Source organism: Pseudarthrobacter naphthalenicus (assembly GCF_029076445.1).
GTDB lineage: Bacteria > Actinomycetota > Actinomycetes > Actinomycetales > Micrococcaceae > Arthrobacter > Arthrobacter naphthalenicus.
Map to the genome: position 1 here is coordinate 260,293 of NZ_JARESG010000004.1, position 24,630 is coordinate 284,922.

The window sequence follows — 24,630 nt, forward strand, 5'->3', positions numbered from 1 at the left end:
TGCTCATGGCCCCTTGGCAGTGGGAATTAGGCCGTGCCCTCCCGGAAGGACGCGATCATCTCCTGGACCCTCCGATGCTCCTCGGACGCCGCATAGGCCCGGGCGTCGGCGAGCGTGCTGAAGTCCCGGGTGGCCGTGAACAGAACGGTCCGGTAGGTGATGCCGTTGGAGGCCAGCACCCCGGTTTCCGCCAGGCCCAGCCCGTACATCAGCCGCGGCACCAGGGCGGCAGGCGGCGGCCCCGAGTCCATGCTCAGGGACGTGACCACCTTGACGTTGTCCGCCCACTGGTTCTCCGCGCGGTCCGCCGGGAAATCCGTCAGGTCCAGCGCCATGGAACGCACCACAAACGCCCCGGACTTCGAGAGCGGCGCCACCCCGGCCATATCACCGAGGTGAACAGCGGGGCGTTCCACGCACGGGCACTCCGCACCCCAGGCCACCAGGATGGTCAGGGACGCCATAACCGTTCCGTCCGGGGCCAGCACCGAGACCGCCCCGGAGCCGGGCGGCCCGCCCGTGGCGGTGTCCTGCACCCTCCAGCCGGTGGGGTGGTCGAACGTGTACTTCACGTCCTCCGAGGTCCCCGAAAAGCTGGAAAGCCCGACGGCGGTGCTGCCGCCGTCGGGCAGTGTGCCGGAGCCGGGGGACGCGGTGACCGGGTCCGCGGACGCCGGGCCGGACGGGACGGGGCTGCCGCAGGAAGCGAGGGCGAAGACCACGGACAGCGCGGCGGGGAGGAGCCTCAGACGCGACGGATGGTGCCTGGACAAGGGAACCTCCTCGGGTCGGCGCATCGTGTCGCCCATCGGATCGTGGGAAGCATCGCAAATAAACAGGGCGTCCTGCCCCTGATTGCACATGACCTCAGGGGCAGGAGCGTCCATTTATCTATGTTTAACTATGTTTCGGCCGTCCTCTTCGACGTTTCAGCAGTCCTCTTCGACCCTTCAGTGGGGCTTGTCTCGTCGCCCGCCCGGCCTGGAGGCGGAGGTTCCTGCAGCCTGGCCCGCGCATGGATGACGTCGCCGATAAACCAGTCGTAGATCAGCACGCCGATCGCTCCGCCGATCAGCGGTCCGACGATCGGGACCCAGAAATACCAACTGAAGGCCCCCTCCACAGTGCCCGGCATCGCTGTTTGCCCCCATCCGGCCAGCCAGGCGAACAGCCGCGGGCCGAAGTCACGCGCGGGGTTGATGGCGTAGCCGGCGTTGGCGCCGATCGACATACCGATCGCCGCCACGGCCAGCCCGATCATGAACGGCCCCAGATTCGACTGGACGGCCGTGTTGCGCATGTCGATGATGGCGACCACGAACATGAGCAGGAACGCTGTGCCAACGATCTGGTCAACCAGCGGGCCCACCGGGTTTCCGTTGAAATAGGGTGCCGGGAAGGTGGCGAAAATGGAGTACGTGGCAAGCCCCTTCGGGTCCGTGCGCCCGGTGCCAACGGCCTTGTTGTAGGCGTCAATGGCGTCGTGATAGAGCAGGTAGACCATCGCGGCCCCGGCGAAGGCGCCCAGAATCTGAGCCACGATGTAGGGGCCCACTTTGCTCCAGGCAAATTTGCGCCGGATCGCGAACGCCACGGTCACGGCCGGATTGATGTGCGCGCCGCTGACGCCGCCGGCAACGTAGATTGCCATGGTCACCGCCAGGGCCCATCCCCACGTGATCAACAGCCAGTCCCCGGCGGCCATGAAAATGGTGGTTGGTGTGGCGGCCCGGCCGGATCCCGGCAGGCCGGCGACCGCCATGGCGACAACGCCGTCGCCGAAGCAGATCAGCACAAAGGTGCCGAGAAACTCTGCCAGAACTTCGCCCCAGGTGCCTCCCAACTGCTTGAGGCGGCTGCCGTTACGGACCGCATTTCTGAGTGGACTGATATCGCTCATCGCCTATACCTCCTTGTATAAACTGCTCTGCGTGTGCGAATTGACATTCCAGCACTCTCATGCTACGCCGATAGTGTCTGGAGGCAACGGTCCAAAGACCTACTTCTCACGGACCCGGCTTCGAGGCACGCCCGGCTGCCTCGGACCCCGGCCGGCAAATAGCCGGTATGGCCGCGGATCCTGCCGGGGAGACGCGTCCACGCTAGGCACACATTGCGCCGCAACGACGCAGAGTTCGTTTGGGGAAAGGCACGATCATGAACGAGAACAGCGGCTTCGAAGACACCACGGATGCGGCAGGCCCGGAAAAGAAGTCAGAAGAGCCTGACCTGCGGGGCCGCTACGTTGAAGGAAATTTTGGCAAGGCCGGCGTGGAGCGCGGCCGCCATGCAGAGGACGAGGAAGGCCAGTACATCGCAGGGGATTACGGTGACGCCGGCAGCGAAGGCGGACTGCCCGAGCCGCTGGGGAGCAAGGCCAAGGAATCGGGACGCTACGTGAAGGCCGACTACGGCGACGCCGGGACCACGCCTGGCCGGACCGCCGAAACCGAAATCGGAGGGTATCCGGAAGGGGACTACGGCGCCGGCGGGACCGTTGATCCCGTCCGCAAGCCGGGTGGCGGGGCGGAGACCGAGAAACGGGCCGGTTGACCCGTGGCCGGCCCGCGGGGAGTCCGCACAGTCCTGGAACCGCAGTCAGGGGACGACGCATTCCAGTGGATGCCGGATTGCGCCGCCGGGTTTAGCCTTGTTCTACCGGTGATGGATCCCGCCGGGACCGGCGCAGACGTGCCAGTTCGGACCGCCAGGGTGGCTGATGGGTCCTGTATGAGTGAATGGCAGGTTGTCCGCTATGACGGGACAACGCAACGGCGCCGGCGCTGCCGGGACGCCGCAACGCGACAGGCTTACCGGCCCGTTGGTTCCTCTGGGCCCGTTGGAACTCTCCGTGGAGGAGGTGCGCCTGCTGTGGTCCTTTGTTCATGGGGACATTATGGACGCGAGCATGCGTCGGTTGCTGCGCAGCTCTCTGGGGTTGTGTCCCCGTCACACCTGGGCCTACGCCGTTGTTGAGGTGGAGCTGTGGCAGGTCGGCGCAGGCTCCCGGGGAGGCCATCAGCCGTTCGACGTGACGATCCTCTATGAAGACCTTCTGGAGCACGTGGCCGACGGGTTGGACCGGAAGCGTTCCCTGCTGCGCCTGCATCCGGACGACGTCCTTGTTCCGGTGGGGCCGTGCAGGATCTGCCTGGATACAGGTTTGCCCCACGTGCCTGGACTGAGGATGGGTTACGCAAACTCCAACACCGAAGCCCTCACCGCCGAAGCCAACACCCTGATCCACACCACCACCTGGTGCCTGGAGACGGTGGGCTTATGGCGCGACAGGGTCTGCCCGGACTGCGATCCCGGGGTTCGCGGCGCCGGGGATCCGTCGCTGCGGTGCCGCTTCCACCTGAGCCAACACCGTCCCCTGCCGGAGGACCTCCGGCACCGGGTCGCGTCCCGGCTGCGGGAGATACGGGCCAGGATGAGGCACCTCACCAGTTCCATGACCGATTACGGCGCCTCCGTGGGGGCAGCGGAGGACACCTCCTGGATTGAGGCAATGGGGTTCTTCGCCGGATGGGGTCTTCCCTTGTACTTGGCCACCACCGTTGAGTCTGCCTGGCCCGAGCCGGAGGGCCGGGCCAGGGGGATAGGGGACTGACCTTTTTGCGACACGCGGCGACAGGAGCTGCTTGGGGCCAGGCGCCCCGAGCTACGTGTGGCCGGCCGCTGCGAGCCTCCCGCTGGCCATGACCCCTCCTATCGCGATGGCCGAGCACACCGCCATGGAGACGGCCATGGGGACGGCGCTGTGCTCCCCGGCGATGCCCGTCAGCGGCGACACCAGGCCGCCGATGAGGAACTGGATCAGGCCCAGCACGGCTGATCCGGCGCCCGCCCGGCCCGGCACCCGCCCCTGGGCCAGGGCCGTGGCGTTGCCCATGATGAATCCCACGCAGGCCTGGGTGAGGAACAGGTGCAGCAGCGTGCTCCAGCCGGTGATGCCGCCCAGGACCAATCCCATGCCGGCCACGTTGATGGCGAACATCGCCACCACGGCGGCGCGGAGAATCACCGCCGGCTCCACCCGGTCCACCAGTCTGGTGTTGATGAGCGACGCGACGATCATGCCGCCGGCGTTGACGGCGAAGATCACCGAATATCCCAGCGCGGAGAAACCCAGCACGTTCTGCACCACAAAGGATGAGGCGGAAATGTAGGAGAACAGGGCGCCAAAGGTGAACCCGAACGTCATGGCGTAGGCCATGAAGGACGGCGTGGTGAGCACGGCCCAGGACCCGCCGGCCACCGCCTTCAGGCCGCCCCGGTGCCGCAGGTGGCGGGGAAGCGTTTCCGGTACCACCAGCACCGAACACGCCAGCATCAGCGCCCCGAAACCGGCCAGTGCCCAGAATGCCGCCTGCCAGGGCGCCACGGTGGCGATCACGCCGCCGAGCAGGGGCGCCACCACCGGCGCGAGGGCCGAGATGGTGGCCAGCAGCGAGAACAGCTTGGCGGCCTGCCGTCCGGAGGCCATGTCCGAGACCGCGGCCCGGGCAATCACCACGCCGGCCGCCCCGGAAACGCCTTGCAGCACGCGGAGCCCCAGCACCAGCTCGATGCTGGGGGCCAGGGCGATCGCCACGGAAGCCAGGAGGAACACCACATTGCCGGCCACCATCAGCCGGTGCCGGCCCAGGACATCCGAAATGGGCCCCAGCAGGAACTGGCCCACGGCCATGCCCACCATGTAGCTGGTCAGCGTGAGCTGGATAACGGACGCCGGCGTCGCGAAGAACTCGCCCATCCGCGGCATCGACGCCAGGTACATATCCGAGGCCATGGGGCTGACGGCGCTAAGGATGGCCAACGCCACCACGAGCACCATCCGGTCCTTGCTGCCGGAAAGTTTCAGCCGGGACCGGAAGCTGTCATCGGGGAGGGGAGAGTCCATGGAAATCCTTCGGCACGGCGGCGGCCGGCTGAAGTTACAAACGGGCAGGGTGTGCCTGCCGATTCTATTTACCGCCGGGCGGATGGGAGGCACCCAAGGTAACAGTCGCCGTCGGGCGCGTCACCCCGAAATTGGGGTATCGACAAACCCTGCCATCGGGAGGAAGCTGGGCCTACCCCCGGAGCGCCGTCCATGAACGCACTTTGAGGGGTTCCCATAAAAGGCGCCGCCACGGTAAGTGGCCCGAATTGGAGGCGGGACCGGTATCCAGGCGGCCTGCATTGAGGTTCGCACTCATGAGAAAACTGCTTGTTTTGCTGACCGGACTGGCTCTGATCCTGACGCTCGGCGGCTTCGCCCGGGCTGACGGATTCGATCGCGGGCTGGTGACCGTCACCTTCGATGACGGCTGGACCAGCCAACACACAAACGCCCTGCCCATCCTGGACAAATACGGGATCCCGGCCACCATGTACATCATCTCCGGATCCATCAACAATCAGCCCGCGTACATGACCCAGGCGCAAATTCAGGACTTCGCAAACCGGGGCCACGACATCGAATCGCACTCGGTGACCCACCCCCACCTGCGCGAGCTTTCCGCCGCCCAGCTGAACGTGGAGCTGACGCAAAGCCAGGCCACGCTGCGGCAGCTGTTCGGGCCAAAAGTCGCCACGGACTTCGCCTCGCCCTACGCCGAATACAACGACGCCGTGGTGGCTGCGATCAAACGCGTCTACAAAACCCACCGGGCCTTCGACGATGACGGCACGGACAACTCCGGCTTCAACACTCGCGCGAACTACAACCCCTACAACCTGAGGGTAAAGTTTGTGGAATCCACCACCAGCACGGCCACCGTGCAGGGCTGGATCAACACCGCCAAGGCTGACCATGCGTGGCTGATCCTGGCCTACCACGAGATCGGCGAGAACATTGGCGGCGATACCTACCACACCGATACCGCCGCGCTGGATGCCGAGATGCGGGCCGTGAAGGACAGCGGACTGGGCGTTGTCACCATCTCCCAGGGCGCCGCCGAAATTGCGGCCCAGGCGGCCGGGAACTAGCAGCCGGCAGGGTCCCGGGTTCCGGGACCCTGCCGGGAGCATGGACGGGAGCCGAAGCGGCCCTCCAAAGGTCAGTAACCTGTGTAATTTGTCAATGGTCATGACTTACGGCTAGCGTGGCCCGTGATCGCATGGGGGATCACTGCTAGACCGACGGAGGCCGCATTGGCTCTCATTGACTATGCCCTGGCGCTCTGCGCACTTTTGGGAACGTTGCTGATTCCTTTCTGTGCGCTGTACCAACTGCTCCGCCTCAAGCGGCGCGCACTACGGGTGACCGCTACGAGGAGTGACCGCAGCTAGCCATGCCTTACGTTGATATCAACCCGCACAAGGGCCGCCCCAAGTGGCAGGCCTACGCCGTCCTGGCCATACTCCTGGTGCTTACCGCCGGCGTTGTGGTGGCCGCCCTGACCCGCCACTGAGCTTGACTTCTCCCTCAGCGCCTAGACTGGTTGACTGAACAGTCCGTATAGTGCCGCAGAATATTGAGTCGAAGTCCTGGGGGACAGACATGCCCGATCCGGCGGATCACAACGCACGTGCCACTGCAGAGGATGCAGGGCAGCCGCAACCCACCCGGCGACGCCGCGACCTCCGCCGCGCCGACGGAGTGCTTTCGGATGCCCAGACAGGAACCATGCCAGCCGTAACTCCCGAGCCTTCCACCAGCCCCGACGCCGGCACTCCGGTACCGCGCCGCAGCTCCTGGGCGGAGGCCGCCGCGGCCGCCGACCAGGCCAAACCCGTGGCCCACGCCCCGGCCCCCACCCGCCGGCCGGCCAAGCCCCCGGTCACCGCGCTGCCGCCAACCCCGGAACCGCAGGCACCCGAACCGCAGCCCGCGCAGCCGGCCTTCGAGGACTTCAGCGCCACCGCAGAGCCGCACGACGGCGGGGAAGCCGCGCCGCCGTCGTCGTCCGCGTCCGGGACGCAGCCGGATGAGACGCCCGCGTTCCGCCGCATCCGCCCCACCGCGGCGGATGTGATCGCCGAGAGCCCGATGCCTGACTTCATCAGCTCCCCGGGCCTGTTCGTGAAGGAGCAGAAGCCGCGTCCCGTGGGCGGTTTCCGCGGTGCCATCTACGCGATGACCGGCGGTGCCTGGAACCTCGGGCCCAGCGCCAAGCAGCGCGACGAGGACGAGTTGGCCCGGCGCATTTCCCGGCAGCTGCAGGGCAGTTACAACACCGCCGTGCTGAGCCTCAAGGGCGGCATCGGCAAGACCTCCACCACCGTGGGCGTGGGCCTGACCCTGGCCGAATTCCGCGGCGACGCGCCCTGCGCCATCGACGCCAACCCGGACTCCGGCGACCTGGTGGAGCGCGCCCTGGGCGAGGGGATCTACCAGCAGTCCAGCCCGCGCACCATCACGGACCTGCTCAAGAACATCGAATCCGTGGACTCGCTCACCGCCCTGGCCCGGTACATGCACCACGCCGGCCGGCTGCACCTGATCGCGGGGGAGCAGGACCCGGAGGTCTCGGATTCGCTGACGGCGGCCGAGTACCTGCGGATCCGCAAGCTGATCTCCAACTACTACTCCGTGGCCCTGACCGACTGCGGCACCGGGGTGACGCACAATGCGATGAGCGGCATCCTGCAGTCCGCCGACAACCTGGTGATCGCGGCCGGGTACGCGGTTTCCGGTGCGAAGCGGGCGCGCAGCACCCTGCACTGGCTGGCAAGCCACGGGTACGAGGACCTGGCCCGGAACGCGATTGTAGTCATCACGGACAAGGACGAGGTCTCCTCCCGCGTGGACAAGGACGCCATTGAGGAACACCTCGCCGGCATCTGCCGCCAGCTGATCGCCGTCCCGCACGACCGTGGTGTGGCCGACGGAGACCTGGTCACCCTGGACGTGCTGAAACCGGACACCCGGCGGGCGTACAAGGAGATCGCGGCGGCCATCGTGGACGGGTACCGCTAACTTTTCCCCGCCCTTCCCAACTGGGTAGCGCTATCTGTCGTTTTGAGTGCTCATAACGACAGATAGCGCTACCTAGATGGGGGCGTACTTAGATGAGGGGCGAGAGTGCCGCTACCCGTCTATTCGGATACGGCCGCACTCCCAGCCTGTGTAAAGCAAAGAAGTCTGTGGCTGGCACACCGGCCCGATTGGTGGGCGCTGCGGTGCCGTGCCTTGATGCCTTAGGCGGCGACGAGATGGCGCGCTGCAGCCGGTTCCCGGCGCGGTGCCAGGACGCTGATGGTGCAGGGTGCCTGCTGCGGGTCGATCCTGACCGGCAGCTGATGGGTGTTCGAAGCGGTGTGGAGCATTTCCAGGGCTTCGTGGTCCACCCGCGCGCGGCTGAGGTCCAGCTCCAGGTCCAGGCCCTCCCTTAAGGAGTTGGCCCGCTTAACTACTACATACAGTGCGTTCACGCTGTGGATGGTGATATGCCCCTTTGCAATCACCAGAGCCTTGGCATGGTCGAGATCTACACGGACAACGATGTTGAGCTTGGAGTTCAAGTTGTAAAGCCTTTCCCCGGCATTGGCTGCGACGCTGCAGCTTCTTGCGAAGGCCCGTTTGCTGGAGCCTTGTCCAGAGTAAGGGGCGAATGTGACGCACGCAACAGTTACGAATTTATTACACCAATTAGGGCTTGTCAGCGTCTGAATCGGGGGGCGACACGCCGGTCATCTTGCTCCTGGGTACCTTCAGTCACGGCAGGCATCACCGGTAACGCGAAGGTTTTCACCGGCCACGCGGGAAAGTTTTCACCCGCACGCGGAAGGGCGCCGCTCCGCGTGCGGGAGTGGCGCCCTTCCTGAAAAGCGAATCAGTCCTTCTTGAACGCGTCCTTGACCTTCTCGCCAGCCTGCTTCAGGTCCGACTTGCTCTGATCGACCTTTCCCTCGGCTTCCAGGCTCTCATCGCCGGTCGCCTTGCCGGCGGCTTCCTTGCCCTTGCCGCCCAGTTTCTCGGCGGCGTTTCCGATCTTGTCATCCAAACCCATGGTGTTTCTCCCTACGGTCTGACGCTGCCGGCGGTCTGCCGACAGGTTACGTTTTCATCTTAACCACAGGACCAATTCCCGTCCTAGACCCGTGGTGCCCCGGGATGTCCCTGAGGCCATTGCCGTGCCCCGCGGACTGCCCTAGCCTGTGGGGAGCCGGGCCAATCATTGCCCGCACAACTGGGGAGGGTGCTTTGTGGCTGAAATCAACGCAGTACTGTCAAGGCTGACGGCGGAGGAACTGGACGAGATCAAGGCTCTGGGGCCGAAGGGGCGCCTGGGCCGGCACCTCGTGGAGGCGTTGGACCGCGCGGCAGGGGGCCCCGAAGCGGCGCGGGGGCTTTACGTGCTGGACGGTTCCGTCAACAGCAACGGCGGCCAGTTCCACATTCTCCGCGATGACGTCAGCGAGCGGCTTTTCCCCTCCGGGGCCGATCCGCGCTGATCCCGCAGGAGAGTTCCCGCTGATCCCGCAGGAGAGTTCCCGCTGATCCCGCAGGCGAGTTCCTAGGGAGCGTTCAGGTCGGTCTTCAGCCAGTCACTGAACGTTTGACGGCCGACGGCGGCGCCCGCCTCCGGGACCAGGCTTCCGTTGCGCATCGAGCGCCACAGCGGCCCGGGGGCGGTGAACTCAATGACGCGCCGCTTCCGGCCCTCCTTCTGCGCGACCGCCCGGACCAGCTCAGCCAGCTGTTTGCGTTCCGGGCCGCCAAGGTCTGGAATCCGGCCCCGGGGCCCCGCCTCTGCCGCCTCAACCAGCGCCTCGGCTACCTCGCGAGCCGCCACGGGCTGGGTGACCATCCGGGGGACCAGTACCAGCGGGCCCACCGAACTGCGCCGCAGCATCTGTCCCGCGAACTCATGGAACTGGGTGGCCCGCAGGATGGTCCACGGCACGTCCGACTTGCTGACCAATGTCTCCTGGGCCAGCTTCCCGGCGTAGTAGCCGGCCGCAGCCTTTTCCGTCCCCACGATGGAGAGGGCCACGTGGTGCCGCACCCCGGCCGCCTTCTCCTGCCGCAGCAGGTTGCCGGTGACGGTGGTGAAAAACTCCACGGACTTCTTCCCGTTCAGTGTTGAGGTGTTGGCGACATCGATCACCGCGTCCACGCCGTTGAGCGCTTGGGCCAACCCGTCGCCGCTGACCAGGTCCACGCCTGCGGCGCGCGAGAGGCTGATCACGTGATGTCCCCGGGCCCGGGCGATGCTGACCACATGACGTCCGACCGTTCCGGTCCCGCCCGCAACTGCTATGTTCATGCTCCGAATCCTAGAGCACCGGTCCCCGGAGCAGGGGTCATGCACGGCACCCGACGTTGAGGGCGTGCGGACGGACCCGTCCGACACAATGCGTAGAGATGTTGCGCGCGTCACGCACTGATGCCTAGCCTGAAGATGGCTGCTGAAGCGCGGCCACTGGCCGCCGAGTCGCGGCCTCCCGGGCTGCAGCGTCGCAGCCACGCAAGGAAGGCGCCAGGCCTTGACCGAAAAGCTCAGCATTCTTGTCCGCGTAGACCTCGACCACGCCAAAGCCCGGGTCCTCGCCAAGGGCCACATCACCGTTCACAGCATCCAGGCTCTCTACGTCGTGGTGAAGCGAGCCAATGCCCTCAGGCACAACCTCGTCCTCGAACTGGACGTGCGCCATGCCCGGGTTGATCCAGAAGCCCTGCGCCTGCTGGAGACCTGCTGCAAAACGCGTCAACTCCCCGTCAGGATCGATCCGCAGCAGAGTCCGTGCACGCTGAGCATGCTGCCGCCGCGGCACGCTGTTCACGCGGCGCACCATGCGCCTGCCCGCGTGGCTGCCTGAACCGGGCGGCGAACGGGCGGGGCTTTAACTGCCGAGCTCTAACTGCTGGGCTTCAACTGCCGGTGGAAATCCTGCCGGCCAGTTCGGCCGCCGGGGCGAGGACCCAGCGCTCGGTCTCGGGCTCGAAGCAGACCACCACGGAGGCGTCAGCCTCCCGCGCCTCGTCGAGGGCGAAGAGCAGCGCGTCTTCCAGATGCCGCGCATAATCCTGCCGCTGGGTGAACGAACCCGGCAGGCCGCCGTCGTCAATAATGACGTGGGCCTTGCCGTCCACAATGACTTTCAGCGCGTAACCCTGGTCGTCGTGGAGAGACCCCCGGGTGGACGCGATTTCGGTGACCTTGTCTGCCCGGACCAGGCTGTTGCCGATGGTACGGATCCACACTTCACCCATGAGTCCTCCTTGGCTGTGCGGGGCGCACGGCAGCACCCCACAAGGCAAAGATTAGTCCTCACGGGGCCGATTGTGACCCCTGAACTGGGCGGAATCTTCTCGCATAAGATAAATCTGATGACTTCGCCTGGAACCCCGCCGCCGTTCAACTTCCGAAGCATCGCCATCCCCGCATTTGGGCCCGCGTTGCTGTTCTGCATCGGCGAAGGCGCGGTGCTCCCGGTGGTGGTCCTCTCCGCCCGGGACCTCGGCGCTTCGGTTGCGGTTTCCGCGCTGATCGTGACGCTCATCGGGCTCGGTTCGTGGTTCTTCAACCTGCCCGCCTCCCTCATCACGCTCAAGTTCGGCGAACGCTGGTCCATCGTGGGGGCCGCCGCCGTGGGTGCGCTTGCACTCGCCGCGGCCGCGGTGTCCTCCCTGGTCCCCAACGGACTTGTGCTGCTTGCGGTGGCGATGACCGTTGTGGGCATGGCCGCCAGCGTCTTCAGCCTGGCCCGGCAGAAGTACCTCACCGAGGCGGTGCCCATCCAGTTCAGGGCCCGGGCGCTCTCGACCCTCGGCGGAGTCAGCCGGATCGGCGTCTTCGTGGGGCCGTTCATTGGCGCCGGCGTGATGCAGTTCGCGGGGATCGCGGGCGCCTACTGGGTGGGTGTGGTGGGGATGGCCGCGGCCGCCGTCCTGGCCGTCACCATTCCGGATCTGGTGGTTCCGGCAGCGCCCGACGGCGGTCACAGAACTCCCGAGCCCACGCTGCGGAATGTGGCGGTCTCGCATGCCGGCGTGTTCCTGACGCTGGGGGTGGGGATCCTGCTGCTCAGCGCGCTGCGTGCGTCCCGCCAAGTGGTGATCCCGCTGTGGGCCGAGCATCTGGGGATGGACCCGGCCCAGGCGTCCGTGATCTACGGGCTGTCCGGCGCGATCGACATGCTGGTGTTCTATCCCGCCGGGAAGGTGATGGACCGGCGCGGCAGGCTGTTTGTGGCCATCCCCTCCACCATCATCATGGCCATTGCCATGCTGCTGATTCCGCTGACCGCCTCCTTTGCCGGGCTGCTGCTGGCGTCCCTGCTGATCGGCTTTGGCAACGGCATCAGCTCCGGGCTCATCATGACCCTCGGCGCGGACTTCTCGCCCGACCGGGGCCGTGGCCAGTTCCTGGGGCTATGGCGTTTCATTGCCGACGCCGGATCGACCGGCGGCCCGGTCCTGCTGTCCGGCGTCACCGCGGTGGCTACCTTGGGTGCGGGTGTTTCGGCCACCGGCTTTTTGGGCTTCGCCGCAGCGGTTGTGTTTGCGGTGGCGCTGCCGAGGCTGAAGCACCGGCGGAATTACTAACCTGGAAGGGATCCTCATGCTTTTCATCTTTGGCCTCAAAACTGTCGTCCGCGCGTTGCCGGGCCGCCCGGCCACCTGCCGCAACTGCGGACAGTTCGTGCAGCACTATCTCGACGAGCACGCCCGGAAATTCACCCTGTTCTTCATCCCTGTCTTCACCACGTCCCGGTCCTACCAGATCACCTGCTCTAACTGCGGACGGGTCTCTTCAATCAGCGATCGGGAGCGGAAGGCCTTGGGCGGGTAGGAGCGGTTGTTCCTCCGGGCTGACGGTCAGCGGAAACTGAAGGGCGCGCTGTCTTCCGGTGGAAGATTTAGGCCGGTCGCAGTCAGCCGACAATCGTCCTGTAGCCCGTTTTGAATCAGGCCGACGAAGGTAGCCGTTCCGTGCACCGATGTAACAGTCTGCGGGGTGCCGCCGATAGTGCACTTCGTGGTACCCGTTTGTTTGAGAGTAGTAGCCGCGCCCGCGTCGACAGTGTTGCCGAAGGCATCCACAAAGCTGACGGTGACGTTGAACTGTACGTTCTTCGGAAGAACTCCCGTGACGCCGATCTCCGCAAACTTAAGTTTGGCAGCCTGAGCCGGCAGGATCTGAACCGGTACTGATAGAGGCATGCCAGTGCCGGCCAGCGTAACGGACGAGGTTCCGGCTATTTTCGCACCGAAATAAAACGAGACCGAGGACGAATTGGCCGGTATGGTCACCGAAGACACCGTTGTGCCGTTGACCGTGGCTGCAAAGACTCCGTTTCCGGAAGTGCCGGTGGACAAAGCGACACTCGAGGGAGTTCCAACTGCCGGGTTGCCAAATTGGTCACGGCGTTCAACCACGATGGGTCCCAGGTTAGCTGTCGCAGATGCGACTCCTGACACGGGCATCGGGGTGGTCACCACCAACTGTGTTGCTGCCGCGGCAGTGACGGTGAACGTCCGGCTCACCGCTCCCGCAAAGCCCGGGCTGGAGGCCACCAAGGTGTAGGTTCCGGCTTTGGTTACCGCCAGGTCATTGAAGGTCGCCGTGCCCGTCCATTTGCTTCCCACCGTTGTCGTTCCGAGAAGCGTTCCGCCAGTCGCATTGGTGCCCAGGCTCAAGGTGACGGGAACATCAGCGTCAAGAAACGGCAGGTTGAGCACCGTGCGCAGCCGCACCGTGACGGTCATCGGCGCGCCAGCAGTCACCGTGGCTGACGGCTCCAAGCTGAAGTCGAGATCCCGGCGGCTTGTCACGGACACGTTTGCACTCGGCGTGCCAGTGGCGGTCCACGTCCGGTAAACAGCGGTTACTTGGTACTTGTGGTCGCCCTCAGGAACGGAGACATCGGTGCAGCCGGCACCTGCGATTGGCGTGGCAATGCTCGATCCGCACGCAGCCATGATGTTGGAGCCACTGATGCGGGTCACGACGTAGCCCATCGGAACGATTGAACCCACGGACCCCGTCCAGCTAACGGCAACATTTGAATCACTGCGTGTCGGAACCGAGACGTTCGTGGGCGGGGCAAGAGTCCCAACCTTTGCCGCAGTGCTTCCCGTTCCTGTCGCGCTCCAGTGTGCAAACGCTGGTGGGGCACCTAGAAGTGTCAACAACACCAGCCCGATGCTCAGTATTGCCGCCTGCGCGGTGCGCCGAAACGGCACCAGCTCCCGCCGAGGTCCACGGGGACCTCCGAAGGAGCTGGTACTGCGCAACATATTGACCTTTCAGGAAAATGACTCAGCGCGAAGCATGTAGAGCCTGTTCACGAACGGGTGACAAAACTGACCGCTTGGGTCAAGAATGTCGAACCGCTTCCTCTTCAGCTAACTGAGAAGTAAAGCGGAACGGCCACGTTCTTGCAGGCATTCTGGTCCTTGTCGGAGTTCTTCATTCCTATGGTCACTGTGCCCGTCGCACTTTTGCCGGCTTGGATCTGTACCTGGTCGATACTTGCGGCCACGTCAAAGTCGTCGGCAGAGCAGCCGGTAACCTTCACCCATGGAGTACCGTCGGAATTGGCGACTCGTACGTCAATTTTGTTCAGCTTCTGCACACCTTTACCGGGGTTGGTCACGGTAATTACGGCCGACTGCCCGGGGCCGCCCGGGGTGAGGACTCCGTCGGCAAGGGAGGCGACCGCAACCGTGAGCGCTGATTCGGTACCTGAGTTGACCGCGGTGCTGGTAGTCCCCACACCCGTCCAGTAGGCGAATGCGGCGCCGCCGCCGATGGCCAGCATCGCGGCGGTGGTGATGATGATGCGCTTTTTGCGTCCGGCTGTCTTGCCCATGTGAGACCCCTAAGAAGTTGTGCGATTTCGCAGATCCTGTGAGCCCCAGCGGCTCCGTTAGAAACTACTTTCGCGGACAAGACTCAACGTACTCACGGGTAATGCATCAAGAATTTCTCAAGGTTTTCTCGGCATTTGCGCTGGTCAGAGCGCTGTGGCGGCCCAGGAGATAGTCCACCACGTACTTGGCATCACGGCCCACGCCACCAATCAGTCCGGATGTCAGCGCGTACTGGAACGGCATGCCCACGAAGTACAGTCCCGGCAGCTCCGGAACAACGCCCCGCTTCGTGGCAGGCCAGCCGTCTGCGTCCAGCGGGAGTCCCTCGATCCAGTCAAAAGCAGGCCGGTAGCCCGTGGCCCAGATGATGGTCCGGACCTCGGCCGGGACATCGCCGGCGCCCTGGAGGCGGGGGAGACGGACCACCCCTGCCCGTTCCGCGTCCTTCACCGACACACGGATCAGCGGTGCACCTTGCTTGTGGAATCCCGCAGCCACTTTCCTGCCGGGCTTGGTATCCAGGGTGAGCAGCGAATTCACCAGGCGCCAGTACAGCGGGCCGGCGAAGCGGAACACGGCGTCCGGGATGTGGCGGGTGGGCTTTCCTGCGAGGTACACCGATCCCGCCGGCCTGCTCTGGGCAAGTTCCAGGGAGATTTCCACTCCCGACGTCCCGGCGCCCACCACCATCACGGCACCGGCCGGGAGCTCCGACGGGCCGCGGTATTCATTGCTGTGCAGCTGGTGGATCGAAGGATCCAGGGCCTGCCCGGCCGCGGGGACAAAAGGCGTCGAGTTGGCACCCGGCGTGGCGATGACACTGCGCGCCCGCAACTCCCCGGCGCTGGTCTGCAGTTCAAAGGCATCGTCCACACGGCGGACCGCCAGGACTCGCACGCCCGTCCGCACGGGCAGTTCGAAGCGGGCCGCATACGCCGTCAGATAATCGGCGACGGCATCCTTCACCGGAAAGCTGCCGCCCGCCGCCGGAAACTTCAGACCGGGCAAAGCACAGTAACGTGCCGGCGTAAAGAGGCGCAGCGAATCCCACCGGTTCCGCCACACATCGCCCACGCGGCCTGATTTCTCCAGAATGGTGAACTCCACGCCGGCCTCTTTCAGGAAGCGGCCCGCCGCCAGTCCAGCCTGGCCTGCCCCGATCACCACAACATCCAAAGTCTGGGAATCCATTGATGGCTCCTTCGCCAAACCCGGGGCACGTCCTGTCTGGATGCCCTGCGGATTTCATTAGAATAGCATTCCAGTGACTGGAGGGCTAGTCTATTTTCTATGACTGCAGCAACCTCCGCTTCCCGCGCCCCAAGGACCAGCCGCCGGGCCGTGCAGGCCGCTGAAACCCGCGAGCTGATTGTTGCTGTGGCCGGGCGGCTCTTCGCCGAACAGGGGTTCGTGCCCACCACCATCGAGGCCATCGCGTCCGAGAGCGGGGTGGCGCTGCAGACCGTCTACAACTCCGTGGGAAACAAGGCGGCGCTGCTCTCCGCGGTTCTGGACGCTGCCGCATCAGGCCCGCACTCGCCGTCGAACGTTCTTGAACTGATGCGGAAGCGGACCGCGGAAGCTGCCGACTTCGACGCCCTCATCGCCGTCCTCGCCGACTGGTTTGTAGAAGTCCACCGGCGCACCGGACCGGTGGTCGGGGTCATCGCGCAGGCCGCCGCCGTGGACCCCGCCGCGGAGAAGCTGCAGACCGCGCGGGCGCTGCAGCGGCTGGAACGCTACCGGGAAGCGGCCGCCGCGGTCCGGGCGCGCGGCGGGCTCACGTCCGGAATGTCCGACGCCGATGCTGCCGCCGCCATCTGGTCCCTGGGGCACCCGCAGGCGTACCGCACCCTCGTGGGGGAGGTCGGCTGGTCCGTAAAGGCCTATCGTGACTGGCTGGTCCGCTCGCTGGGGGCCGCGCTCGCCTAACTGGCCGGCAGCGAAGGCGACAGTTAGCGCCCCGGCGCGTCCCGGCGTCGTGCGGCGTACGCGAACAGCGAGGTGGTGGCCACCGTTGCCAGATACCCGGCGATGACGATCAGTGCGATGCCGGCCCAGAAGTAATTGGTGGTGCTGCCTTCCTGCAGTGGGCCCGGGGCAATCTTGGCGAGCGAAAATACCGCCACCGCCGCCGAGACCAGCCCGATCAGCACCGGCAGCTTCACCCAGATCCGCGCCGAACCAACATGCCTGCCGAAGCCGTCCCACACATTCCAGCTTCCGCCATGCCGGATGATCAGCCATCCGGCGGGGATCATGAACGCGCCCACCAGCAGGAAGGCCGCCACCACATCGGCCGGCCGGTGCCACTGGTTGAGCAGCGTGGACGCCCCGGAGGCGATCGCGAACGTGCCGCCGGCAAAACCAACGAACGGACGCCACCGCGGCGAGGACATCAGGAACACCGCCGCCGCAGCCGACGCCGCCAGCGTGGTGTGACCGGACGGCAGGGAATTCAGCTCCAGGGTCACCACACCGGTGTCCGGCCGTGCCGGCAGCAGATCCTTCAGGACCTGGGTGGCGATGTTCGCGCCGACGCACGCGGTAAGGGCAATCCCCGCGGCCACCCACCGCCGCCGGATCACCGTGACGAACAGAACCACGACGGCGGCCATCACCAGGGAGATGACGGGCAGCCAGTCCAGGAACCGGGTGGACGCCTTGCCCGCGGGTCCGTGGATGTCCACGGCCTCCACCAGAGCAGATTCGTCAATGAACTGGCCGGTGGTGGTCTGGACGAAGTAGTAGTACGTGGCGATCAGACCCACCACGCAGGCGAGCGTGGCGAAAAAGAACATAAAGCCGGAACCCGGGGCAGGGCGTGCGGGGGTGCTGATGCGCGCGGGCTTCGACAGGGTCATCACTTAAGCCTGTCACAGAATTCTGTGAGGACCCGACGAGCCCCTGGTACTGGTTTGCCCGGCCGGGCCTGGTCTCGGTCTAGTGCGCCGCGGGCCAAAAGCCCAAGTGGACCTCCACCATGTACACGCTGCTGTTCCTGCAATGGCTCGGGCTGGTGCCGGGACAGCCACCGTCCGTACGGGCTCCCGCCACGGTTCCTTCCACACGAGCATCAGCGTCCTGGACGGCCTGGCCGCGTACCAGGCGTCAGGCGGGAAATGTGATATCCGGGCCGCCGTCGAGCGCGGTCAGCAGTCTTTCCTCGACCACCAGCTGTTCCTCTCCCACCACACTGGAAAACCAGCGAATTCCGCCTTCCGCCGGTTTCCTTTCCCGCCGCAGTGGCACTTCGACATCGTCCGCGGCCTGGAGCACTTCCGCGCCTGGGATGCCGCCCGCGACCCCCGGCTGGGCCGGGCCGTGGCTGTGCTGGAGGAAACCCGGTCGGCCGCCGGGACGTGGTCCGCGTATCGCGGCTATCCGGGGCGGGAGTGGTTCGCCCTCGACGTCCCGGGAGAGCCCAGCCGGTGGGCCACCCTGCGCTGCAGCCGGATCCTCGCCTGGTGGTACGGCTGAATTCCACACGGAACGCGGGGTCACTCCCCGCTCAATAATCGACGTTTATCGGGCGAAAAGTGACCCCGCGTTGGTTTGTGGGGGTGACGCTGACGTGTCAGGCGGGGGCCTGCGCCGCCAGCTCCTCGATGATCTCGAACTGCTCGCGCACGCCGCCTTCCATGCCGGACTGGGCAATCATGTCCCGGACTTCCCTGCTGCCCGCATCGGTGCAGATCCGCACGACGGTGGCGCCGCCGTCGGCCGCTTCAAAGGTGACTGTATTCAGGACGGCGCCGTCCTCGCTGTCGGGCGCCGTGCCCGGCAGCTCCATCACCTCGGTGTGGACGATCCGTTCGTTCGGGACGATCTCACGGTAGATGCCGTGAAAGGCCACCTCGAACCCGCCGTGCGCCACCATCACGTACCGCCAGGCCCCGCCCACGCGGAAGTCCATGTCCGCCACGGTCATCTCGCCGCGCCGGCCCGGCCACCATCGCCGGACCAGGCCGGGGGTGGTCCAGGCCCGGTAGACGAGGTGCCGGGGTGCGCTGACGGTGCGGGTGATCAGGATTTCCGTGTCGCTGGGGAACGTCACGTCCATGGTGCTGCTGGCCTGTGCCATTGCCGTACTCCTTCTCAGTGCTCTCGTTCCTAGTGCTCTCGTTCCTAGTGCTCTCGTTCCTAGTGCTCTCGTTCTCAGTGCTCTCGGGGATTTTCGTCGTCGGGACCTTCGTCTTTGAGGTCTTCGTCTTTGAGGTCCGCCAGCACGTCCTCAAGGAGACCGAAGCGCTCGTCCCAGAGATGCCGATAGCTTGCCGCCCAGTCGTGGATGGGTTTCAGGGCCAGCGGATTCAGCCGGTAAACCCGCTGCCGGCCGTCGTGGCGCACCTCCACCGCGCCCACTTCCCGCAGAACGCGCAGGTGCCGTGACACATGCGGCTGGGCCAGCCCCAGAAGGTCCACCAACTCGCCCACCGGACGCTCGCCGTGGACGAGAGCGTCCAGGATTTCCCGGCGGCGCGGCTCGGCCACCGCGTTGAAGGCGTCCGCCGTTGTTGCTGCCCGTGCCATGCGGCAATTGTATATCCATATGGGTATGTGTTGGAAGGCCTCTTGGGTTCGACGCCCGGAAGGTCTAACGTCACCCACAGGAGAGTGTCCAAAGGAGGCGCGGCCGTGACCATCATCGACAACGCGGTGTACGTGAACGGCGTACGCACCGCAGACCCCGAGGACCTCGACGAGACCTACTTCCTGCTCCGGCAGCGCGAGGGGATGGCCTGGATCGGGCTCTACCGGCCGGATGCTGACGAACTCCGCTCCGTGGCCGAGGAATTCGACCTCAGCCACCTCGCCGTTGAAGACGCGCTTGCCGGCCACCAGCGCGCCAAACTCGAACACTACGGCGAAGACCTCTTCCTGGTGCTCCGGCCCGCCCGCTACCTGGACGACGTCGAAAAGGTGGACTTCGGTGAGATCCACGTCTTTGTGGGCTCCGACTACGTGGTCACCGTCCGTCACGCAGAGTCCCCGGACCTCGCCAGGGTCAGACGCCGGATGGAAGGCATGCCCGACTTCCTCGCCCTCGGCCCGGACGCCGTGCTCTACGGCATCCTGGACCAGGTGGTGGACGAGTACGAACCGGTGGCGGCCGGGCTGGAAAACGACATCGACGAGATCGAGGACGACCTCTTCGGCGCCGACCCGGACGTCTCACGCCGCATCTACGAGCTCTCCCGGCAGGTCATCACCTTCCAGCGCGCCACCAGCCCGCTCGCCGGCATCCTGCAGGCCCTCATGGCGGGCACCCCGGGACGGGACAAGGAACCGGAACTCCAGGACCACTACCGCGACGTGTTGGACCACATCATCCGCCTCAACGAACGCGTGGCCGCCTTCCGCGCCCTGCTGCAGAACGCGCTCGCCGTGAACGCCGCCCTGGTGGCCCAGCGGCAGAACGACGAGATGAAGAACCTCACCGAGTCCAGTTACCGGCAGAACGAGGAGGTCAAACGCATTTCGTCGTGGGCGGCCATCCTGTTCGCGCCCACGCTGGTGGCATCCATTTATGGCATGAATTTCCGGGTCATGCCCGAGCTCGACTGGCCCTTCGGCTACCCCTATGCCCTGGGCCTGATGCTTGCCATGGGCGTTGTCCTCTACCTCACCTTCAAACACAACAAGTGGATCTAGGCGCACCTCCCTGCCTGTCCGCGTGGTGGTCAGCACCCCTAGTGTTGCCCTGCTGAGAACTCGAGTACTGACTACTCGTGCGGCCTTTCCCTCCGCCGCCTAGCGTTTGTGGAGGATCCTCCGGGATGTCAGGCACTGCGTTTGATGGGGGTCACGTCATGAGTTTCGAGCTACCCGTGCGCCGGCCGCGGATCCAGGCTGCGGCCCGCCGTGCCGGGTCCGTGGTCCGCGCGCTCGCGGAATCCCTCCTTGAAGATCTGCCGGGTGGGGCGCCCCCCACCCATTTCAGGACATGACCCAGGACGACGCCAACGCCCTGCCGCTCCTGGACCCGGCCGCGTTGGACAGGCTCCGTGACGAACTCGATGACGACGAAGGCGTCTGGAAGGTCTTCGTCCGGAATTTCATCGCGCAGTTGCCGCAGCGGACCGAAAAACTGCGCCTGGCCCTGACCACCGGCGACCTCCCCGGCAGTCTCGATGCAGTGCTCAGCCTGAAGACCTCGAGCCAGATGGTGGGCGCCGAACGCCTTGCGCAATTTGCCTTGGGGCTGGAGCGGCTGGTTCGAACCGAGGGCCGCCAGGGTGCACCGGAGGACGTGCTGCCCCGGCTGGCGGCGGCCCATCTCAAAACGATCATGAAGTGCGGCCGGCAGACCTCGGATCTGCTGCAGCGGTACCTCGATTCGGCCCCGGGCAGGAAGTAGGCCGTTGCCGGCTTCCGGCTCCCGGCTCCTGCCTTCCGGCTCCTGTCATACGGGACTTGTCAGGGGGCGCTTGTACAGTAAACGCATGCCTTCCTCGGTCCCGCCCGCACAGCCGCCCTCACTGCCATCGTCTGTGCCATCGTCCCTGCAGTTTCCGCTGCCGGCCGTCGAGGAGCTGCTCGCCTCCGCGCATGTGGTGAGCCTGCCGATGCGGGTGAAGTTCCGCGGCATCACGCTGCGCGAGACCCTCCTCCTGCAGGGCCCCGCAGGCTGGGCGGAGTTCTGTCCGTTCCCCGAGTACGGGGATGCCGAGGCCTCCCGCTGGCTGGCCGCCGCCATCGAAGCCGGCTGGCATGGTTTCCCGGCACCAATCCGGCGCGTCATTCCCGTCAACGCCACTGTCCCTGCCGTCCCCGCGGAGCAGGTGCCCGAGGTTCTGGCCAGGTTCGGCCGGGTGGACGCCGTCAAGATCAAAGTGGCCGAACGCGGCGAGTCCCTCGGTGACGACGCCGCCCGGGTGGACGCCGTGCGCGCATTGCTGCCGGATGCCGCCATCCGCGTGGACGCCAACGGCGGCTGGGACGTCCCGGCCGCCGTGGAGGCACTGACCCGGCTCGCCGCCGTCGGGCTGGAATATGCGGAACAGCCGGTGCCCAGCATAGAAGGACTTGCGGAGGTGCGGCGCCGGTTGCGGGACGCCGGGACGCCCGTGCTGATCGCCGCGGACGAAAGTGTCCGCAAGGAGTCCGACCCCCTGCGCGTCGCGCGGGCCGGCGCCGCCGATCTGCTGGTGGTGAAGGTCGCACCGCTCGGGGGAGTGCGCCGCGCCCTGGACATCGTGGCGCAGGCCGGGCTTCCCGCCGTCGTCAGTTCCGCGCTGGACACGTCGGTGGGCATCCGCGCCGGGCTGGCGTTGGCGGCTTCGCTGCCGGAGTTGCCGTATGCGTGCGGACTGGGAACAGTCTCGCTGTTCACCTCCGACATCACCCTGGATCCGCTGGTGGCCGACGACGGCGCCATCCGCCTCCGCGACGTCGCCGCCGATTCCGGGCTGCTTTCGCGCTACAGCGCTCCCGCCGACCGCCGCGACTGGTGGCTGGACCGCCTCCGCCGAGTCCACGCCACCCTCGCCGCAACCCCCTAACCCCCTGCCCCGCTGACGCCCCCTGGAACGCTCTCTCACTTAACGCGGGTTTTTGGGCAACGCTCTCGCAGTTTCTGCAGGTCATCAGCGGTTAACCGTAACTTCACCTGGCTGACGACTGCGGGTCGGAACCGGCTGACAGGGTGAGCGGGACCCGATCGTCCTATTGGAGGCATAACCTTGTCTGAAACGACAAACCGCAAGTTCAACCTGCTGCCCATGCTTGGCCACACGAAGGGTAAGCGCAGTGCCGTCACCTGCGCCCTGAAGTGCGACAACGCCTGCGCCGGCGATGTCTGCAACACCAGCTCGAACAGTTACTTCCGCGACATTGCGTCCGCCACCATGTCCCGCCGCGCCGCCCTGGGCTTCGGCGCCGCCGGTGCGCTCGCCGTCGTACTCGGCTCTGCTGTGACGTCCGCGGAACCGGCAGTTGCCGGCGGCCCGGGCCTGGCACCCGCAGCGAAAGAAGGCTTCGGCGCCTCGAAGCTGAAGTTCACGCCGATCGCTCCAGTGGACAAGCTGGTTGACGCCGTTACTGTCCCTGAAGGTTTCACCTGGCAGCCCGTGATTCGCTGGGGTGAGCCCATCTTCAACGGCACACCGGACTTTGACATCAACAACCAGACGGCCGCCGCTCAGGAAAAGCAGTTCGGCTACAACAACGACTACTCGGACATTATCGAGATCCCGGACACCAAGGGCCGCCGCGCCGTTCTGTTCGCCAACCACGAATACACCAACGAGGGAATCATGTTCCCCGCCACGATGCCGGCTGCGCAGATGCGCGCGGTGGGACAGGCCGCGCACGGACTGTCCGTCGTTGAGTTGGAGCGCAAGAACACCACCAAACCGTGGACCTACGTCAAGGGTGCGCCGCTGAACCGCCGCTTCCTGAACAGCACCACTTACGAACTGACCGGCCCGGTTGCGGGATCGTCGCTGGTGAAGACGGCTGATGACAAGGCAGGCCGCTTCATCAAGGGCACTTTGGGCAACTGTTCCGGCGGAACCACCCCATGGGGCACCATCCTGTCCGGTGAAGAAAACTTCAACGGCTACTTCGTCGCCCCCGGCACCTCTGACTACGACAAGCGCTACGGCCTCACCAGCAAGGCCACAGCCCGTCAGTGGGAAATCGACGAAGACCGCTTCGACACGCGCAAGCCGGGCTACGAAAACGAAGCCAACCGCTTCGGCTACATCGTCGAAGTCGACCCGTTCGATCCCACTTCCACCCCGAAGAAGCACTCCTCATTGGGCCGATTCAAGCACGAGGGTGCCAACGTGATCATTGCCGAGAACGGCAAGGTTGTGGCCTACTCCGGTGACGACGAGCGCTTCGATTACCTCTACAAATTTGTCTCGCGGGACTTCTACAAAGAGGGCGACCGCAAGCACAACATGACGCTGCTCTCCGCTGGCGACCTGTATGTCGCGAAGTTCACGGGCAACTCTGCTGACTTCAAGGCCGGCGAGGTTCCGGCGGACGGCGCATTCGATGGCACCGGTCAGTGGCTGCCCTTGGTGGTCAACGGCGAGTCCAAGGTGGACAAAATGAGCGTTGAGGAGGTCCTGGTCTACACCCGCCTCGCCGCAGACACAGTCGGCCCCACTAAGATGGACCGCTGCGAGGACGTACAGCCGAGCCTGCACACCGGCAAGGTCTACGTCGCATGCACCAACAACAGCAAGCGCGGCATCGAGGGCAACGTCTTCGCCGACGAGGCCAACCCCCGCAACAAGAACAAAGACGGCCACATCGTCGAAATCACCGAGGCCGGGGGCCAGGACTCCACGACGTTCGCCTGGAACCTGCTCATCGTCTGTGGAGATCCCGCCGTCGACAAGTCGACCTACTTCTCCGGTTTCCCGGCGGACCAGGTCTCGCCCATCTCCTGCCCGGACAACCTCGCGTTCGACTCCGTCGGAAACCTGTGGATCTCCACCGACGGCGCGCCGTCGGCCATCCAGAAGGCCGACGGCCTCTTCAAGGTCACGTTGGAGGGTGCAGAGCGCGGCAAGGTTGAACAGTTCCTCGCCGTACCGCGTGAAGCCGAAACCTGCGGCCCCATCGTGCACGACGAGGAGCGCACCGTCTTCGTCTCGGTGCAGCACCCGGGCGAAGATGGATCGTTCGCTGCCCAGCGCTCCTTCTTCCCGGACTACGTTGCTGAAGGTGCGACGCCGGCACGCGGCCAGGTGCGCGCGCCCCGCCCGTCCGTGATCCAGGTGTTCCGCGGCTAGTACTACAGTCGCGTTTGTATGGTCTGTCTGCGTGCTTTGTAGTGGCATTGCTGGGCGCGGTGTTGGTGTTTTCGTCGCCAAAGCGAACAGTGGATAACGTGGTGGGGGTCTGGTTGTCGGTGC

General features: G+C 65.6%; 27 protein-coding genes. 14 read left to right on the forward strand and 13 right to left on the reverse strand.

The annotated features are described in order from the left end of the window. Window positions 1-26: 26 nt before the first annotated feature. Together PY310_RS06245 and PY310_RS06250 are read right to left on the reverse strand one after the other, a co-directional pair. A complete protein-coding gene (locus PY310_RS06245; protein ID WP_275213438.1) occupies window positions 27-887 on the reverse strand; it encodes a hypothetical protein in 861 nt (286 codons plus the stop codon). 14 nt (window positions 888-901) lie between these two features. Beyond that, window positions 902-1,900 (reverse strand): MIP/aquaporin family protein, encoded by a 999-nt coding sequence (locus tag PY310_RS06250; RefSeq protein WP_275213439.1) that lies wholly within the window; start codon window positions 1,898-1,900, stop codon window positions 902-904. Between the two features lie 257 nt (window positions 1,901-2,157). Here PY310_RS06250 and PY310_RS06255 point away from each other — a divergent pair, with 257 nt between their 5' ends. Then, a complete protein-coding gene (locus PY310_RS06255; RefSeq protein WP_275213441.1) occupies window positions 2,158-2,553 on the forward strand; it encodes a hypothetical protein in 396 nt (131 codons plus the stop codon). Window positions 2,554-2,755: 202 nt separating this feature from the next. Then, a complete protein-coding gene (locus PY310_RS06260; RefSeq protein ID WP_275213442.1) occupies window positions 2,756-3,613 on the forward strand; it encodes a hypothetical protein in 858 nt (285 codons plus the stop codon). Between the two features lie 51 nt (window positions 3,614-3,664). Here PY310_RS06260 and PY310_RS06265 read toward each other — a convergent pair whose 3' ends face one another. Then, entirely contained in the window at window positions 3,665-4,906 is a 1,242-nt protein-coding gene (locus tag PY310_RS06265) for a multidrug effflux MFS transporter (protein ID WP_275213444.1), read from the reverse strand. 296 nt (window positions 4,907-5,202) lie between these two features. Between PY310_RS06265 and PY310_RS06270 the strand changes: the two genes are divergently transcribed. Both PY310_RS06270 and PY310_RS06275 read left to right on the forward strand, forming a co-directional pair. Continuing rightward, the gene (locus PY310_RS06270; protein ID WP_275213445.1) at window positions 5,203-5,976 is read left to right on the forward strand and encodes a polysaccharide deacetylase family protein; all 774 of its coding nucleotides are present in this window, start codon (window positions 5,203-5,205) and stop codon (window positions 5,974-5,976) included. Window positions 5,977-6,490: 514 nt separating this feature from the next. Then, window positions 6,491-7,909 (forward strand): MinD/ParA family protein, encoded by a 1,419-nt coding sequence (locus PY310_RS06275; protein WP_275213479.1) that lies wholly within the window; start codon window positions 6,491-6,493, stop codon window positions 7,907-7,909. Window positions 7,910-8,130: 221 nt separating this feature from the next. Here PY310_RS06275 and PY310_RS06280 read toward each other — a convergent pair whose 3' ends face one another. Beyond that, a complete protein-coding gene (locus PY310_RS06280; RefSeq protein WP_275213447.1) occupies window positions 8,131-8,454 on the reverse strand; it encodes a hypothetical protein in 324 nt (107 codons plus the stop codon). A gap of 311 nt (window positions 8,455-8,765) precedes the next feature. Beyond that, on the reverse strand, window positions 8,766-8,942 hold the full coding sequence (locus tag PY310_RS06285) for a CsbD family protein (RefSeq protein WP_275213448.1): 177 nt from the start codon (window positions 8,940-8,942) through the stop codon (window positions 8,766-8,768). 196 nt (window positions 8,943-9,138) lie between these two features. On the opposite strand from PY310_RS06285, the gene PY310_RS06290 reads away from it, so the two are divergent. Next, window positions 9,139-9,387, forward strand: coding sequence for a hypothetical protein (locus PY310_RS06290; protein WP_275213450.1), 249 nt, complete (start codon window positions 9,139-9,141; stop codon window positions 9,385-9,387). Window positions 9,388-9,449: 62 nt separating this feature from the next. Here the strand turns inward: PY310_RS06290 and PY310_RS06295 are convergent, their stop codons facing one another. Beyond that, window positions 9,450-10,202 (reverse strand): SDR family oxidoreductase, encoded by a 753-nt coding sequence (locus tag PY310_RS06295; RefSeq protein ID WP_275213451.1) that lies wholly within the window; start codon window positions 10,200-10,202, stop codon window positions 9,450-9,452. A 220-nt stretch (window positions 10,203-10,422) separates the two neighbouring features. Between PY310_RS06295 and PY310_RS06300 the strand changes: the two genes are divergently transcribed. Continuing rightward, window positions 10,423-10,755 carry a hypothetical protein gene (locus tag PY310_RS06300; protein WP_275213452.1) on the forward strand — a complete coding sequence of 111 codons (333 nt, stop codon included), beginning with the start codon at window positions 10,423-10,425 and terminating at the stop codon, window positions 10,753-10,755. Between the two features lie 52 nt (window positions 10,756-10,807). Here the strand turns inward: PY310_RS06300 and PY310_RS06305 are convergent, their stop codons facing one another. After that, complete coding sequence (locus PY310_RS06305; protein WP_275213453.1) at window positions 10,808-11,149, reverse strand: thioredoxin domain-containing protein; 342 nt, start codon at window positions 11,147-11,149, stop codon at window positions 10,808-10,810. Window positions 11,150-11,266: 117 nt separating this feature from the next. On the opposite strand from PY310_RS06305, the gene PY310_RS06310 reads away from it, so the two are divergent. Further along, window positions 11,267-12,484, forward strand: coding sequence for an MFS transporter (locus PY310_RS06310; RefSeq protein WP_275213454.1), 1,218 nt, complete (start codon window positions 11,267-11,269; stop codon window positions 12,482-12,484). Between the two features lie 16 nt (window positions 12,485-12,500). Continuing rightward, window positions 12,501-12,731: a zinc-ribbon domain-containing protein gene (locus PY310_RS06315; RefSeq protein ID WP_275213455.1), complete on the forward strand. Its 231-nt coding sequence runs from the start codon at window positions 12,501-12,503 to the stop codon at window positions 12,729-12,731. A gap of 26 nt (window positions 12,732-12,757) precedes the next feature. On the opposite strand, the gene PY310_RS06320 is transcribed toward PY310_RS06315, so the two are convergent. The 3 genes from PY310_RS06320 to PY310_RS06330 form a co-directional block, all read right to left on the reverse strand. Beyond that, window positions 12,758-13,918 carry a hypothetical protein gene (locus PY310_RS06320; protein ID WP_275213456.1) on the reverse strand — a complete coding sequence of 387 codons (1,161 nt, stop codon included), beginning with the start codon at window positions 13,916-13,918 and terminating at the stop codon, window positions 12,758-12,760. A 365-nt stretch (window positions 13,919-14,283) separates the two neighbouring features. Next, window positions 14,284-14,754: a hypothetical protein gene (locus tag PY310_RS06325; RefSeq protein ID WP_275213457.1), complete on the reverse strand. Its 471-nt coding sequence runs from the start codon at window positions 14,752-14,754 to the stop codon at window positions 14,284-14,286. 106 nt (window positions 14,755-14,860) lie between these two features. Further along, the gene (locus PY310_RS06330; RefSeq protein ID WP_275213458.1) at window positions 14,861-15,946 is read right to left on the reverse strand and encodes a flavin-containing monooxygenase; all 1,086 of its coding nucleotides are present in this window, start codon (window positions 15,944-15,946) and stop codon (window positions 14,861-14,863) included. A gap of 99 nt (window positions 15,947-16,045) precedes the next feature. Between PY310_RS06330 and PY310_RS06335 the strand changes: the two genes are divergently transcribed. Next, a complete protein-coding gene (locus PY310_RS06335; protein ID WP_275213459.1) occupies window positions 16,046-16,687 on the forward strand; it encodes a TetR/AcrR family transcriptional regulator in 642 nt (213 codons plus the stop codon). A 23-nt stretch (window positions 16,688-16,710) separates the two neighbouring features. Here PY310_RS06335 and PY310_RS06340 read toward each other — a convergent pair whose 3' ends face one another. After that, complete coding sequence (locus PY310_RS06340) at window positions 16,711-17,619, reverse strand: phosphatase PAP2 family protein (RefSeq protein WP_275213460.1); 909 nt, start codon at window positions 17,617-17,619, stop codon at window positions 16,711-16,713. Window positions 17,620-17,761: 142 nt separating this feature from the next. On the opposite strand from PY310_RS06340, the gene PY310_RS06345 reads away from it, so the two are divergent. Next, window positions 17,762-18,235: a hypothetical protein gene (locus PY310_RS06345; RefSeq protein WP_275213461.1), complete on the forward strand. Its 474-nt coding sequence runs from the start codon at window positions 17,762-17,764 to the stop codon at window positions 18,233-18,235. A 97-nt stretch (window positions 18,236-18,332) separates the two neighbouring features. On the opposite strand, the gene PY310_RS06350 is transcribed toward PY310_RS06345, so the two are convergent. Together PY310_RS06350 and PY310_RS06355 are read right to left on the reverse strand one after the other, a co-directional pair. After that, window positions 18,333-18,839: an SRPBCC family protein gene (locus PY310_RS06350; RefSeq protein ID WP_275213462.1), complete on the reverse strand. Its 507-nt coding sequence runs from the start codon at window positions 18,837-18,839 to the stop codon at window positions 18,333-18,335. A 74-nt stretch (window positions 18,840-18,913) separates the two neighbouring features. Then, window positions 18,914-19,288 carry an ArsR/SmtB family transcription factor gene (locus PY310_RS06355; protein ID WP_275213463.1) on the reverse strand — a complete coding sequence of 125 codons (375 nt, stop codon included), beginning with the start codon at window positions 19,286-19,288 and terminating at the stop codon, window positions 18,914-18,916. 105 nt (window positions 19,289-19,393) lie between these two features. Between PY310_RS06355 and PY310_RS06360 the strand changes: the two genes are divergently transcribed. The 4 genes from PY310_RS06360 (at window position 19,394) to PY310_RS06375 (ending at window position 24,507) form a co-directional block, all read left to right on the forward strand. Then, window positions 19,394-20,410: a magnesium and cobalt transport protein CorA gene (locus PY310_RS06360; RefSeq protein ID WP_275213464.1), complete on the forward strand. Its 1,017-nt coding sequence runs from the start codon at window positions 19,394-19,396 to the stop codon at window positions 20,408-20,410. Window positions 20,411-20,702: 292 nt separating this feature from the next. Then, on the forward strand, window positions 20,703-21,116 hold the full coding sequence (locus tag PY310_RS06365; RefSeq protein WP_275213465.1) for an Hpt domain-containing protein: 414 nt from the start codon (window positions 20,703-20,705) through the stop codon (window positions 21,114-21,116). Between the two features lie 208 nt (window positions 21,117-21,324). Continuing rightward, complete coding sequence (locus PY310_RS06370) at window positions 21,325-22,260, forward strand: o-succinylbenzoate synthase (RefSeq protein ID WP_419095453.1); 936 nt, start codon at window positions 21,325-21,327, stop codon at window positions 22,258-22,260. A gap of 180 nt (window positions 22,261-22,440) precedes the next feature. Then, complete coding sequence (locus tag PY310_RS06375) at window positions 22,441-24,507, forward strand: PhoX family protein (protein ID WP_275213468.1); 2,067 nt, start codon at window positions 22,441-22,443, stop codon at window positions 24,505-24,507. Window positions 24,508-24,630 lie beyond the last annotated feature (123 nt).